The organism is Providencia sp. 21OH12SH02B-Prov (assembly GCF_027362595.1).
GTDB classification, from domain to species: domain Bacteria; phylum Pseudomonadota; class Gammaproteobacteria; order Enterobacterales; family Enterobacteriaceae; genus Providencia; species Providencia zhejiangensis.
The window spans coordinates 1,383,601-1,396,992 of the sequence record NZ_CP114796.1; the positions used below are offsets into that span (position 1 = coordinate 1,383,601).

Annotated in this window: 13 protein-coding genes; 7 read left to right on the forward strand and 6 right to left on the reverse strand. The window is 40.5% G+C overall.

From position 1 onward, the window contains the following. Position 1 precedes the first annotated feature (1 nt). The 4 genes from ftsQ to lpxC all read left to right on the forward strand — a co-directional run bounded on the left by ftsQ (position 2) and on the right by lpxC (position 4,347). Complete coding sequence (ftsQ, locus tag O7C57_RS06575) at positions 2-811, forward strand: cell division protein FtsQ (RefSeq protein WP_154622675.1); 810 nt, start codon at positions 2-4, stop codon at positions 809-811. Positions 812-847: 36 nt separating this feature from the next. Next, the gene (ftsA, locus tag O7C57_RS06580) at positions 848-2,104 is read left to right on the forward strand and encodes a cell division protein FtsA (RefSeq protein WP_008910356.1); all 1,257 of its coding nucleotides are present in this window, start codon (positions 848-850) and stop codon (positions 2,102-2,104) included. A gap of 56 nt (positions 2,105-2,160) precedes the next feature. Beyond that, complete coding sequence (gene ftsZ, locus O7C57_RS06585; protein WP_154622674.1) at positions 2,161-3,330, forward strand: cell division protein FtsZ; 1,170 nt, start codon at positions 2,161-2,163, stop codon at positions 3,328-3,330. A 99-nt stretch (positions 3,331-3,429) separates the two neighbouring features. Further along, entirely contained in the window at positions 3,430-4,347 is a 918-nt protein-coding gene (lpxC, locus tag O7C57_RS06590) for a UDP-3-O-acyl-N-acetylglucosamine deacetylase (protein WP_154622673.1), read from the forward strand. A 58-nt stretch (positions 4,348-4,405) separates the two neighbouring features. Here lpxC and O7C57_RS06595 read toward each other — a convergent pair whose 3' ends face one another. Then, complete coding sequence (locus tag O7C57_RS06595) at positions 4,406-4,927, reverse strand: DUF721 domain-containing protein (RefSeq protein WP_154622672.1); 522 nt, start codon at positions 4,925-4,927, stop codon at positions 4,406-4,408. A 106-nt stretch (positions 4,928-5,033) separates the two neighbouring features. Here O7C57_RS06595 and secM point away from each other — a divergent pair, with 106 nt between their 5' ends. From secM to mutT, 3 genes are all read left to right on the forward strand, one after another. Continuing rightward, positions 5,034-5,558 (forward strand): secA translation cis-regulator SecM, encoded by a 525-nt coding sequence (gene secM / locus O7C57_RS06600; RefSeq protein WP_154622671.1) that lies wholly within the window; start codon positions 5,034-5,036, stop codon positions 5,556-5,558. A 102-nt stretch (positions 5,559-5,660) separates the two neighbouring features. Then, entirely contained in the window at positions 5,661-8,372 is a 2,712-nt protein-coding gene (gene secA, locus O7C57_RS06605) for a preprotein translocase subunit SecA (protein ID WP_163860899.1), read from the forward strand. 53 nt (positions 8,373-8,425) lie between these two features. Beyond that, a complete protein-coding gene (mutT, locus tag O7C57_RS06610) occupies positions 8,426-8,815 on the forward strand; it encodes an 8-oxo-dGTP diphosphatase MutT (RefSeq protein ID WP_196713374.1) in 390 nt (129 codons plus the stop codon). A gap of 237 nt (positions 8,816-9,052) precedes the next feature. On the opposite strand, the gene yacG is transcribed toward mutT, so the two are convergent. The 5 genes from yacG to O7C57_RS06635 form a co-directional block, all read right to left on the reverse strand. After that, positions 9,053-9,250, reverse strand: coding sequence for a DNA gyrase inhibitor YacG (gene yacG, locus O7C57_RS06615; RefSeq protein ID WP_154622668.1), 198 nt, complete (start codon positions 9,248-9,250; stop codon positions 9,053-9,055). A 17-nt stretch (positions 9,251-9,267) separates the two neighbouring features. After that, positions 9,268-10,026: a cell division protein ZapD gene (gene zapD, locus O7C57_RS06620; RefSeq protein WP_154622667.1), complete on the reverse strand. Its 759-nt coding sequence runs from the start codon at positions 10,024-10,026 to the stop codon at positions 9,268-9,270. A 9-nt stretch (positions 10,027-10,035) separates the two neighbouring features. Next, entirely contained in the window at positions 10,036-10,641 is a 606-nt protein-coding gene (gene coaE, locus O7C57_RS06625) for a dephospho-CoA kinase (RefSeq protein WP_154622666.1), read from the reverse strand. Between the two features lie 156 nt (positions 10,642-10,797). Then, entirely contained in the window at positions 10,798-11,985 is a 1,188-nt protein-coding gene (locus O7C57_RS06630) for a type II secretion system F family protein (protein ID WP_154635761.1), read from the reverse strand. After that, positions 11,985-13,385: an ATPase, T2SS/T4P/T4SS family gene (locus O7C57_RS06635; protein ID WP_269723794.1), complete on the reverse strand. Its 1,401-nt coding sequence runs from the start codon at positions 13,383-13,385 to the stop codon at positions 11,985-11,987. The genes O7C57_RS06630 and O7C57_RS06635 overlap by 1 nt, the downstream gene beginning before the upstream one ends. Between the last annotated feature and the right edge of the window lie 7 nt (positions 13,386-13,392).

Below are 13,392 nucleotides of genomic sequence, written 5' to 3' on the forward strand. Positions count from 1 at the left end.
TATGTCACAGGCAGCATTAAATGTTCGACATCATAAGCATAATGATGGCAGCAATGACCCAAACTCAGGCCCAAGTAATGGGGCATTTCTTGGTGGGTTGATTTTTTTCTTAATGGTTGTTGGAACAATCATTTGGAGTGGCTGGACCGTCATGAATTGGATGAAAGATGCGGACAGGCTGCCAATGTCAAAGTTAGTACTGACGGGGGAGCGTCATTACACAACGAATGATGATGTCAGAAAAGCGATATTAGCACTTGGTCAACCGGGCACGTTTATGACCGTGGATGTCAATGCCATTCAAAATCAGATCAGTGCTATGCCATGGATACGTCAAGTCACAGTTCGTAAACAGTGGCCTGATGAGTTAAAGATTCATCTGGTAGAATATGTTCCTTACGCTCGTTGGAATGATCAGAACATGGTTGATAGTGAAGGGCGAGTTTTTAGCCTCCCCGCGAGTGAGAGTAACAAAGGCGATTATGCGTTACTTTATGGCCCTCAAGGTAGCCAAAAAGAAGTTATCAAAGAGTATGTTGAATTTAAAAGAATACTGGCAGAACAAAATTTAAAATTGAAATCAGTCTCTATGACTGCACGCCATGCTTGGCAACTTATTTTAGATAATGATGTTCGAATAGAACTCGGAAAAAAAGATGTACTTGAGCGGTTAAATCGTTTCCTTGAACTTTATCCGCTGTTGCAGCAAACCACAGATAAACGTGTTGATTATGTCGACCTTCGTTATACCAGTGGCGCTGCGGTGGGGTGGGCTCCTTTATTAGTGGATGCACCACTGGAGTTACAATAATGAATATTGCTAATAACTCAGACTAGGCAGAAGCAAATGATCAAAACGACGGACAGAAAATTAGTTGTAGGCCTTGAAATTGGGACTTCCAAGGTGTCGGCCCTTGTAGGCGAAATTCTGCCCGATGGTATGGTGAATATTATCGGGGTGGGAAGTTGTCCATCTCGTGGAATGGACAAAGGTGGCGTTAACGATCTGGAGTCAGTCGTTAAATGTGTACAAAGGGCGATTGATCAGGCTGAGCTGATGGCAGATTGCCAAATTTCTTCAGTTTATCTTGCGTTATCGGGTAAGCATGTTAGCTGTCAAAATGAAATTGGTATGGTACCTGTGTCAGAAGAAGAAGTGACACAAGAAGATGTTGACAGTGTTGTTCATACCGCTAAATCAGTCCGAGTTCGCGATGAACATCGCATTCTTCATGTTATACCGCAAGAATTCGCGATTGATTATCAAGAAGGTATTAAGAACCCTGTTGGTTTGTCTGGTGTACGTATGCAAGCCAAAGTTCATTTGATCACTTGCCACAACGATATGGCAAAAAATATCGTGAAAGCCGTTGAACGTTGTGGGCTGAAAGTTGATCAGTTAATTTTTGCTGGACTTGCTGCTAGCTATTCTGTTTTGACGGAAGATGAGCGGGAGTTGGGGGTTTGTGTCGTTGATATTGGCGGCGGCACGATGGATATGGCGGTGTACACCGGTGGTGCATTACGTCATACCAAAGTGATTCCTTATGCAGGCAATGTTGTGACCAGCGATATTGCTTATGCTTTTGGAACTCCACCAAGTGATGCAGAAGCGATCAAAGTTCGTCATGGCTGTGCTGTCGGTTCGATAGTCAGCAAAGATGAAACGGTGGAAGTACCTAGCGTGGGAGGACGCCCACCAAGAAGTCTGCAACGTCAGACTTTAGCGGAGGTCATTGAACCACGCTATACAGAGCTGTTAAACCTCGTAAACGAAGAAATTTTAAATTTACAGGAACAGTTACGTCAACAAGGTGTCAAACACCATTTGGCAGCGGGGATCGTGCTTACTGGAGGCGCTGCGCAAATAGACGGTCTCGTCGAATGTGCACAAAAAGTCTTCCATACACAAGTCAGGATTGGTACCCCGCTCAATATAACAGGCTTAACGGATTATGCTCAGGAGCCATACTATTCAACTGCGGTTGGGCTTCTGCATTACGGTAAAGAAAGCCATCTTGGCGATGATACCGAAACGGAAAAACGTGCTTCAGTTAAAGGGTGGTTTAGTAAAATCACTGGTTGGCTGAGAAAAGAATTTTAATTTTTATTCAGAAGCATATTATTAGCTTCGAAGTAAGCACAAAACGGAGAGACATTATGTTTGAACCAATGGAGCTAACCAACGATGCGGTGATTAAAGTCATCGGCGTTGGTGGCGGCGGCGGTAACGCCGTTGAACACATGGTGCGTGAGCGTATTGAAGGCGTTGAGTTTTTTGCCGTCAATACTGACGCACAGGCACTGCGCAAAACCGCAGTCGGACAAACAATCCAGATTGGTACTGGTATTACTAAAGGCCTAGGTGCAGGAGCAAACCCTGAAGTAGGTCGTAATGCCGCTGAAGAAGATCGTGAAGCTTTACGCAATGCACTTGATGGTGCAGACATGGTCTTCATTGCAGCCGGTATGGGTGGTGGTACAGGTACAGGTGCTGCTCCAGTCGTGGCTGAAGTTGCTAAAGAGCTGGGTATACTAACGGTTGCTGTCGTGACTAAGCCTTTCAATTTTGAAGGCAAAAAGCGTATGGCATTTGCGGAATCGGGAATTACTGAGTTATCAAAACATGTTGACTCATTGATTACGATCCCGAACGATAAACTATTAAAAGTCTTAGGTCGTGGTATCTCTTTATTGGATGCTTTTGGTGCTGCAAACGATGTCCTTAAAGGTGCCGTTCAAGGGATTGCAGAACTGATCACACGCCCTGGCTTGATGAACGTGGACTTTGCTGACGTACGTACTGTTATGTCAGAAATGGGCTACGCAATGATGGGTTCAGGTGTTGCTCGTGGTGAAGATCGTGCTGAAGAAGCGGCTGAAATGGCTATTTCAAGTCCACTTCTAGAAGATATCGACCTTTCTGGTGCACGCGGCGTTCTTGTCAACATTACCGCTGGTTTCGATCTGCGTTTGGATGAGTTTGAAACGGTCGGTAATACCATTCGTGCATTCGCATCTGATAATGCGACCGTTGTTATTGGTACATCACTCGACCCTGAGATGAATGATGAACTACGTGTTACTGTTGTTGCAACAGGTATTGGGATGGACAAGCGCCCAGAAATTACACTGGTCAATAACAAAATGTCACAGCAGGTTTCTATGGAACAGCGCTACCAGCAAATGCAAAGTAGCATGTCTTCTATGTCTTCATTGACAGAAGAAAAACCAGCTGCGGCGAAAGCGGTGAATGACCAAAATACGCAAACAAATAAAGAACCCGATTATTTGGATATTCCTGCATTTTTGCGTAAACAGGCCGATTAATTTTAATTATATTGGTTTCTCCGCTTTTTGTGCTAAACTTTCCTGCTGGTTATCTAGTATGATAATCAGCAGGACGGATAACATTGCGAGAAAAAAACGATGATCAAACAAAGGACACTTAAACGTATAGTTGAAGCGACTGGTGTTGGTTTACATACTGGCAAGAAAGTCACGCTTACTCTGCGTCCAGCGGCGGCAAACACCGGGGTCATCTACCGTCGTACTGACCTAAATCCTCCGGTTGATTTTCCGGCTGATGCTAAGTCTGTCCGTGATACCATGTTATGTACTTGTTTAGTTAATGAAGATAACGTGCGTATTTCGACCGTAGAGCATCTGAATGCTGCTTTGGCAGGATTAGGTATCGATAACATTGTTATTGAAGTCAATGCGCCTGAAATCCCGATTATGGATGGCAGTGCAGCACCGTTCGTCTTCTTATTGCTAGATGCAGGTATTGAAGAACTGAATTGTGCGAAAAAATTCGTACGTATTAAAGAAAAAGTGCGTGTAGAAGATGGTGATAAATGGGCTGAATTCACACCATATAATGGTTTTAGCCTTGATTTTACTATCGATTTTAATCACCCTGCTATTGATAGCAGTACGCAGCGTTATAAAATCGATTTTTCTGCTGAAGCCTTTGTTAGCCAAATTAGCCGTGCGCGTACATTTGGTTTTATGCGTGATATTGAATATCTGCAATCTCAAGGCCTATGCTTAGGCGGTAGTTTCGATTGTGCTATCGTTGTTGATGACTATCGTGTCCTCAACGAAGATGGTTTGCGTTTTGAAGATGAATTTGTTCGTCACAAAACACTTGATGCTATCGGTGACCTATTCATGTGTGGACATAATATTATTGGTGCATTTACTGCCTATAAATCTGGTCATGCATTGAATAACAAACTTCTACAAGCGGTACTGGCTAAAGAATCTGCTTGGGATTTGGTGACATTTGAAGATGAAGCTGAATTACCCGTGGCATTCAAAGCACCTTCAACGGTTTACGCTTAATCAAGTTAAGTTGGTAAACAGTTGAATCAGTTGTTGTTATAAAACGCGAATGTCAGCGTTAATCTTTTCTGTTGGTTGTGCTGGTACTCTCTCCGGCCAGCGCAGCCAGCCGCTCTAGTCTCTGTTTTAAATCTTTTGAACTATTCTCTGCTAAACGTAAAAGATGCTTAGCCGTTTCCGCACTTATTCTCCGTTCATTCCTAGTTTGCATATTTTTAACTGTTTGATTATTCAGTGAGCTATTTTCAGTCTTTTTTCGCATAAGAGTAGGATTGATTCTGATGTCTATGGAAGATAAAGATGGTAGAATAGAGCCTCGTAATGCAGAAAGTAGATTAAGTTTTTCGTAATTTAATCGGGTCATCCAGCTTGCATTAGCAACCTCGATAATCAAAATGCTGTTACGATAGTTTGCAACGCGGCACATCGGCTTAAGTTCGCTAGGGAGCAATCCTTTAACAGCTTTGTTAAGCCGATTAATCGCGTTAGCAGTACGCTGAATAGTTAATAGGGGGCTGCTCGTTTTAGCGAGTGACTCCTCAAGGACATCGAATAATGCTTGTGGGTGACTATCTCTCATTTTTCGGCTCCGCCTAATGTGTTAGGTTTATTCTTAAGTATAGCTTGAGTAGTATAACGCGAACTTGAATAAAAATAGTGTAACAGCAACATAATATAAGACTTTGATGGGCATTTTAAATCTTTGGCGACAATTTGGTAGAAGATACTTGTGGTCTCATTTCCTATTAGGACTTGTCGCTACAGGGATTGGCATGCCTGCGATTTTAAATGCCTTATCAGATGCTCAGCAAACCCAGTTTAATTCGTCTGTTAATCGCCAAAATCAAGCGGTTAGTGCTTTTGATAACTTATTTGCACAACAACAACCCCAACGTTCTTCACCGTCATCGTCCTATTCTGTGAATTATTGGCAGCAACATGCGGTTAGGAATGTCATTCGACAACTGACTTTCGCTTTTTCAAACACTGAAGATGGCGATACGAATTTACAAGATGAAGCTAAAGGTTCACTACTAGCTCCACAAGTCATGCTTGATACGTTGTATGCCATGCTGGCACAACGTTCACTTCAATGGGGTGACAATGTTACCCAACCGGAACGCTACGCTTTTCCACATTTTGTAGCATATCAACCTGCAATTTGGGTTGCTCAGGTTCATGGGATCCGTGCCGGTCCTCTTATGAGTTAATTAGCAATAACATTGTCGATCTTGAGATATGCACTATGTTCTAAGCAAATTACATGATTTAATTGTTTAGTAATTAACTGAATTACCTGAGAATATATAAATATGTTAACAAAATTATTAACCAAAGTTTTTGGTAGTCGTAATGACCGTACCCTCCGCCGTCTACGTAAAGAAGTCGAAAAGATTAATCGTCTTGAGCCGGAGTTTGAAAAGTTAAGTGATGATGAACTCAAAGCTAAAACCCAAGAATTCCGTGAGCGTCTGAGTAAAAACGAAAGCCTTGAAAGCATCATTCCTGAAGCGTTTGCAACTGTTCGAGAAGCCAGTAAACGTGTTTTTGGTATGCGTCACTTTGATGTACAGCTGATTGGTGGGATGGTTTTGAACGAGCGCTGTATCGCTGAGATGCGTACTGGTGAAGGTAAAACACTGACAGCGACTCTCCCTGCTTACTTGAACGCATTAACGGGTAAAGGGGTTCACGTTGTTACAGTTAACGACTATTTGGCTAAACGTGATGCTGAAAACAACCGTCCATTATTCGAATTTTTAGGCCTGAGTGTTGGTATAAACCTTCCAGGTATGCCAGCAGGACTTAAGCGTGAAGCTTATGCGGCTGATATTACTTATGGTACTAACAACGAATTCGGCTTTGACTACTTACGTGACAACATGGCATTTAGCCCAGAAGAGCGCGTGCAGCGTAAATTACACTACGCATTGGTGGATGAGGTTGACTCAATTCTTATCGATGAAGCGCGTACACCACTTATTATTTCTGGTCCGGCTGAAGATAGCTCAGAACTGTACAAAAAAGTTGATAAATTAATTCCTAAACTTGTGCGTCAAGAGAAGGAAGACTCTGACACTTTCCAAGGTGAAGGGCATTTCTCAGTAGATGAGAAATCACGTCAGGTCACGCTGACTGAGCGTGGGTTAGTACTGATTGAGCAACTGTTAACGGAAGAAGGCTTAATGGAAGAAGGTGAATCACTGTATTCTCCATCAAACATTATGCTGATGCATCACGTGATGGCAGGCTTACGCGCTCATGCGTTATTTACACTGGATGTGGATTATATTGTTAAAGACGGTCAAGTTATCATCGTTGATGAACATACAGGCCGTACAATGGAAGGCCGCCGTTGGTCTGATGGATTGCACCAAGCGGTGGAAGCAAAAGAAGGTGTTGAGATCCAAAATGAAAACCAAACACTGGCATCAATTACCTTCCAAAACTATTTCCGCTTATACGAAAAACTGGCGGGTATGACGGGAACCGCGGATACCGAGGCATTTGAGTTTAGCTCTATCTATAAATTAGATACCATTGTTATCCCAACTAACCGTCCTATGATCCGTAAGGATTTACCTGACTTAGTCTATATGACTGAAGAGGATAAATTCGCAGCGATTATTGAAGATATCCGTGAAAGAACACAAAACGGTCAACCCGTGCTCGTGGGGACTATCTCAATTGAGAAATCAGAGCTGATTTCTAATGCATTGAGAAAAGCAAAAATTGAACATAATGTATTGAACGCGAAATTCCATGCTTTAGAAGCGGATATTGTTGCGAACGCAGGTCAAGCTGGAGCGGTTACTATCGCGACTAACATGGCTGGTCGTGGTACGGATATTATGTTGGGTGGTAGTTGGCAATCTGAGGTTGCAGCTTTGGAAGCGCCAACTCAAGAGCAAATTGATGAAATCAAGGCGCGTTGGAAAGAGCGTCATGACGCGGTACTTGCTGCTGGTGGTTTACATATCATCGGTACAGAACGTCATGAATCTCGTCGTATCGATAACCAGTTACGAGGTCGTGCGGGTCGTCAAGGTGATGCCGGTTCTTCACGTTTCTACCTCTCCATGGAAGATGCATTGATGCGTATTTTTGCCTCTGATCGTGTCACAGGCATGATGCGTAAATTAGGCATGAAACCGGGTGAAGCGATTGAACACCCATGGGTCACGAAAGCTATTGCAAATGCGCAACGTAAAGTTGAAAACCGTAACTTTGATATTCGTAAGCAGCTGCTTGAATATGATGATGTAGCGAGTGACCAACGTCGTGCTATTTATACTCAGCGTAATGAGCTGCTTGACGGTGGTGATATTAAAGAAACGGTAGATAGCATTCGTCAAGATGTATTCACGACCACTATTGATGCCTATATTCCACCACAATCTTTGGAAGAAATGTGGGACATTGAAGGGCTGCAAAAACGCTTAGTCAGTGATTTCGATTTAGATTTACCAATCAAAGAATGGTTGGATAAAGAGCCTGAATTACATGAAGAAACTCTTCGTGAGCGTATTATGGAAAAAGCCATTGAAATCTATCAGAAAAAAGAAGAGATCGTTGGCGCGGAAATGATGCGTAATTTCGAAAAAGGTGTCATGCTACAGACGTTAGATACATTGTGGAAAGAGCATTTGGCTTCGATGGATTATTTACGTCAAGGTATCCATTTGCGTGGTTACGCGCAGAAAGATCCAAAACAAGAATATAAGCGTGAATCTTTCAACATGTTTGCGAATATGCTTGAATCGTTGAAATACGAGGTTATCAGTACACTATCTAAAGTTCAGGTTCGTTTACCTGAAGAAGTTGAAGCTTTAGAACAACAGCGTAAAGAAGAAGCAGAACGCTTAGCGAAAAAACAGCAGTTGAGTCATGATGCCGGCGCTGAATCATTGATGTCTGAAGCTGAAGCACAGATAGCCACACAGGGTCATAAAATCGGTCGTAATGATCCTTGTCCTTGTGGTTCAGGCAAAAAATATAAGCAATGTCATGGTCGCTTAAAGTAATTTAATATCACATCACACAAGGCGGGGTAACCCGCCTTTTTAACGAAGAAATTATGGAAAAAAAACATCTGTATATTGCCGCTGGCATCATCCGTAATGATGACCACAAAATATTTATTACTGAGCGCCCAAGCGGCACTCATATGGCGGGTTTTTGGGAATTCCCTGGCGGAAAATTAGAAGACGGGGAACAGCCTGAAGATGCGTTAATTCGCGAGTTAGAAGAGGAAGTAGGGATAATTGTCACTGAATGTGAGCTCTTTCACTGTGTTGAGCATGAATTTGATGAACGCCGTGTGACTCTCTACTTTTATATGGTTTCTCGTTGGGAAAATGAGCCTTATGGGAAAGAGGGACAAAAAAGCCGTTGGGTCGATCAGAAAGATTTAGTGGCTAGTGAGTTCCCACCTGCGAATCGTATTATTATTGATATGCTAAAATAATTTTCCCTGAACTCACCGTCTGTTAAGAGGGGATTAATCATCATTTCTGTGCTGATAGAAGAGGGTGATTAAAATCAGGCTGTGAGTAAAAGTAAGGTAAGCTTTCGTTTATTAAGCGGTTTACGCTAAAGTGAAATGGCGCGAGTTATTCGCATAATGCCTTATATTCCCGTTAATTTATTAACAACAGGATATAAGGCATGTCATTAACAGCAATAGCTATCTTGCTTGTTGCTATTAATGTTCAGGTTGTTCACTCCAATTATCACTGTCAGAAATATCACCTTGGCTGGCAATTCGTTTTTCTTCAGCCGCCCACTCACCAAGATCGATAAGTTGGCATCGCTTACTGCAAAATGGCCTAAATGGGCTTTCTTCTCCCCAAATAACAATTTTCTGGCATGTTGGACAATTAACTTCAATTTTTTCCGTCATTTACTACTTCCCCCTTATTAACAGCAGGATAATTCAAAAGTCATCATTGCGGGTACAATACCATTTTCGCTGTCAATGTGAAGAAAACGAATTGCAAATCGTGTTTTATGGCCTGAAATTTGAGGGAAAATCAGCTTATCGCTTGATAGCCTCACCCTTAATAACTCTTTATCTTCGACACTATCTTGATAAAAGCCATTGTGACACTCTTTAATTTCAAAAGAGCCCGCTTGACGAATAAGGTTCAAGATTGTATCTAACGTATCTTTCAAAGGGGCTAGGCTTTTAAGCCAACCGCTAATAGCTTGCTCTTTCTGTTCTTGCGGCATATGTAACCACAATTGGAGTGTGGGGAGATCAAAACTACAGCATCCGCCGGGAATACTTAATCGTTGGCGAACCATACTAATGATTTTATCGTTCCTTAGCTGTTGACCAAATCTAGGTGCCGTTGTGATATTTGCGGCTTTAGTTGCAAGGTCGTTAAGTAGAGATGAAATAAGCTGATTGTCTGCATTCGGTGCATCGGACCAAGCAGATAAACGTCTACGTTGCTTTTCAAGCTCTTTGATCATATCAGATCGCACTTCGCCCCTATCAAGAATTTCTATTAATTCTGATACGGAACGGAAAAAAGCAATACCGGATGTATAGGAGGTAATGTGGCTAAGTTCATAAACTTGATTTAGCAGTGTTTCGAGCCTTAGCCATGAGCGAATTTTTTCATTCAATGGATACTCGTAAGTGACGAAGTTTACAGTGTTTGATTCACTCATATTGATTTCCTATTTGTTCTGTTGTGCTAGCGTCATATACTTTTCGTGGAGTGCAGCGACCTTTTCAGCAATATCAGATTCACCATCATGATTTGTAATAATGTCATCACTTTGTAACAAGCGGTTTTCTCTGCTAGTTTGCGATTGCATAATATTAGCTACATGTTCTTGATTAACATTATCTCTTTGCATTGTGCGCTGAATTTGTTCTTCAGGGGTAACATCAATGACAAGAACCCGATCCGCTAGGTGTGATAGCTTGTTTTCAAATAATAAAGGAACAACCCAAATGACATAAGGGTTGGTAATTTGTTGTAATTGTCTTTGTGTCTCTTGCTGAATGAGGGGATGAAGTAGGGCATTTAGCCATTGTTTTTCAGATTCATTAGAAAAAATAATTTTCCTAAGATGCTGGCGATTGAGAGAACCATCCGATTGAATAATGTTTTCATCATAACGGTTTTTAATCGCTGCAAGAGCAGGCGAATTAGGTTCTACCACCTTTCTAGCAATAATATCGGCATCGACCAGTGGTACCCCTAGCTTAGCAAATTGATTAGCAACGGTTGTTTTTCCGCTACCAATTCCTCCTGTTAGTGCAACAATATAGGCCATAATCGTATTCATTGTTTTGAAAAATAATAGGTTACACGGATTTCTCCTGTTTGTCTTCACTCAGGAGATAATACGCACTGTAAGCTTACCGGACTTACCGTCAGTAGGTAGTTTTATAGCATAAATAGATAAAATGCTATCCTATAATTAACTATATCAAATGGTTGTTATAACATTTCCTAAATTAAATATAGGGAGGTACATTGCGACCATTATGCTCCCAACAAGTAAGGCCATTAATAGGAGCAATATGGGTTCTAAGTTTTTGAGTGATTTTTCCATGAGGGCGGTATGTTGAGTTGAAAAATGAGTAAATAAGTATTGTGAAAAGTGAGGTAGTTGGCCTGACTCTTCTGCCACCGCAATCAATTGATAGACTATTGCGGGGAAAAAAGAGTTATGTTTAACGGCATTAGACAATGATTCTCCTTTTAACACAGATTGATATACCAATAAGCTAGTTTTTTTATAGATTGGTGTATGGATCGTCTCTGCTGTGCATTTCAGACATTCTGTTAATGGCAGTCCCGCGCCTAGTGTAGAGGATAAGGTTAGAAAGAATATATTGAGATTATTTATTTCAATGAGTTTTTTTATCGGGGGAATATAAAACAGTAAACTCGCCATGAATATTGAAAAATAAGCATTAAACCGCCAAATAAGTGATAAGGAAATTAGGGTAATCGGCAGTAAATAAACTAAATACTGAGTGATTAAATTAGAAATGCTTATCATTAATTTAGTGATCGCTGGTAACTCATGTTGAAAACTATGATAAATAGTTTCAAATTGAGGTAGTACATAAATTAACATAATAAAAACTAACACAATTGACAATAACACGAGTATTAACGGATATCTCAGTGACTTTATAACCTTTTTTTGGGCTTCAGCATCGTGTTTTAGCATGGTAGCGATAATTTTAAAGGTTTTTTCATAATCTCCTGTTTTTTCGGCTACTTTTACTAAACTGATAATTGTTGGAGTGAATATGTTTGGGTGCTTCTCAAGATTATTGGAAAGATTATTCCCACGTTTTAAATCATAAATTGCTGATGCGATGATTTTTCTCCACAATGGATCTTTTATATTTTTTTGTAAAATATATAGGCTTTGCAATAAATTAATGCCAGAGGAGAGGAGCGTATTTAATTGATAAAAAAAATGGACGCGATAATGAATGTTGCTCTTATTCAGAATGAATAACGATCTAAAACGGATTTGAATAGGCGTGTGTTCAGACTCGAGTAACTCAATAAATGCAGATTTTTTATTTCTAGAGATAATGGTATCTTTAATAAGATTATTTTCATGAGATAACGCGATATAGGAATAAATAAACATTATAATTCCTCTCCATATCCGATGACTGAATATAGCTCTTGTAGCGTTGTTTCTCCGCTATCGATTAAATTTAAACCATCTTGAAAAAGCGTTTGAAAATGATTGGTATGATTTTTTTCATAATGAAAAATTTGGCTAAGCGCATTTTGTTCCAGATATTCATAGATTGCTGTTCTTCCCATAAAACCCGCAAAACAGAGATCACATCCAGCCGATGACCATTCTTTAATTGAGATATTTTCACTTATTTGCACGACCTTTGGCTGTTTTACTTTACAGTTAGGGCATAATCGACGTACGAGTCTTTGTGCAATGACCATTTTTAAACACGAACTGAGTTGTGATTTACTCACCCCGAGTTGAGTCATTCTATCAATGGCACTTAACGTGCAGTTGGTATGCAAAGTTGATAATACTAGGTGCCCTGTTTGTGCAGCTCTGGTTGCAATCTGGGCTGTTTCCTCATCCCTAATTTCTCCGATCATAATAATATCTGGGTCTTGTCGAAGTAACGCGCGTAATATATGTGCAAAACTTAGCCCATATTTATCATTAACGTGTATTTGATTAATGCCTGACAATGGGATTTCAATCGGGTCTTCAATAGTCGATATATTACGTGAAGATTGATTGAGATATTCTAATGAACTGTAGAGTGTGACTGTTTTTCCACTACCGGTAGGCCCAGTCACGAGAATTAACACCTGTGGCTGCAATAATTTTTTCTTTAAACTGACCAGTAACTGATTATTCATACCAATTTGTTCAATAGAATATTTTAGCTGAGTATTCTGTATTCGTAGAACCAACTTTTCTCCATATAGCGTTGGAATCGTTGATAAACGGATACTGTAGTTGTGTCCATCAAAATACCAATTCATTTGCCCATCTTGCGGTAATCGTTTTTCCGCAATATTTAATTTTGCTAGTATTTTTATGCGTGCAATAATTTCATTATTGATTTCTAATGGTGGGGATGGAATAAAATAGAGTTTACCATCAACGCGTAGGCGGATTTTCAGCCCCTGTTTTGTCGGTTCAATATGAATATCAGAAGCGCGTTTTCTTACTGCGGCTTTCAACATATTTTCAGCAAAATCAACGGCTGGAGAAGTGATAGCTAATTGTTCTTTTTCCTGGCTATGGTATACGGTTTCTGGTTCTTGAATCTCTGCATATTTTTTATTGAAGTAGTGGTCAATTTTTTCTTTTGGCCAAATATCATAACATACAGGCACACCAGCAATAAAACGTAAAGTCGCAAGAACATTATCATGAGGTTTTTTAGGTACACCGATAGACAGTCGTTTATTATTATAATCTACAATAATAATATAATGTTTGTCACAGACACTTTTAAGCTCTTTGAATATAAAATCCTGTTCCCTGGTGGTCATCATAATTTAT

Excerpts from the sequence above, each read along its gene's own strand:
- coaE (WP_154622666.1), bottom strand. The coding sequence starts at position 10,641 with ATGGCCTATATTGTTGCACTAACAGGAGGAATTGGTAGCGGAAAAACA.
- secM (WP_154622671.1), top strand. The coding sequence starts at position 5,034 with ATGGGCATTTTAAATCTTTGGCGACAATTTGGTAGAAGATACTTGTGG.
- ftsA (WP_008910356.1), top strand. The coding sequence starts at position 848 with ATGATCAAAACGACGGACAGAAAATTAGTTGTAGGCCTTGAAATTGGG.
- ftsZ (WP_154622674.1), top strand. The coding sequence starts at position 2,161 with ATGTTTGAACCAATGGAGCTAACCAACGATGCGGTGATTAAAGTCATC.
- secA (WP_163860899.1), top strand. The coding sequence starts at position 5,661 with ATGTTAACAAAATTATTAACCAAAGTTTTTGGTAGTCGTAATGACCGT.
- zapD (WP_154622667.1), bottom strand. The coding sequence starts at position 10,026 with ATGAGTGAATCAAACACTGTAAACTTCGTCACTTACGAGTATCCATTG.
- mutT (WP_196713374.1), top strand. The coding sequence starts at position 8,426 with ATGGAAAAAAAACATCTGTATATTGCCGCTGGCATCATCCGTAATGAT.
- lpxC (WP_154622673.1), top strand. The coding sequence starts at position 3,430 with ATGATCAAACAAAGGACACTTAAACGTATAGTTGAAGCGACTGGTGTT.
- yacG (WP_154622668.1), bottom strand. The coding sequence starts at position 9,250 with ATGACGGAAAAAATTGAAGTTAATTGTCCAACATGCCAGAAAATTGTT.
- O7C57_RS06630 (WP_154635761.1), bottom strand. The coding sequence starts at position 11,985 with ATGTTTATTTATTCCTATATCGCGTTATCTCATGAAAATAATCTTATT.
- O7C57_RS06595 (WP_154622672.1), bottom strand. The coding sequence starts at position 4,927 with ATGAGAGATAGTCACCCACAAGCATTATTCGATGTCCTTGAGGAGTCA.
- O7C57_RS06635 (WP_269723794.1), bottom strand. The coding sequence starts at position 13,385 with ATGATGACCACCAGGGAACAGGATTTTATATTCAAAGAGCTTAAAAGT.
- ftsQ (WP_154622675.1), top strand. The coding sequence starts at position 2 with ATGTCACAGGCAGCATTAAATGTTCGACATCATAAGCATAATGATGGC.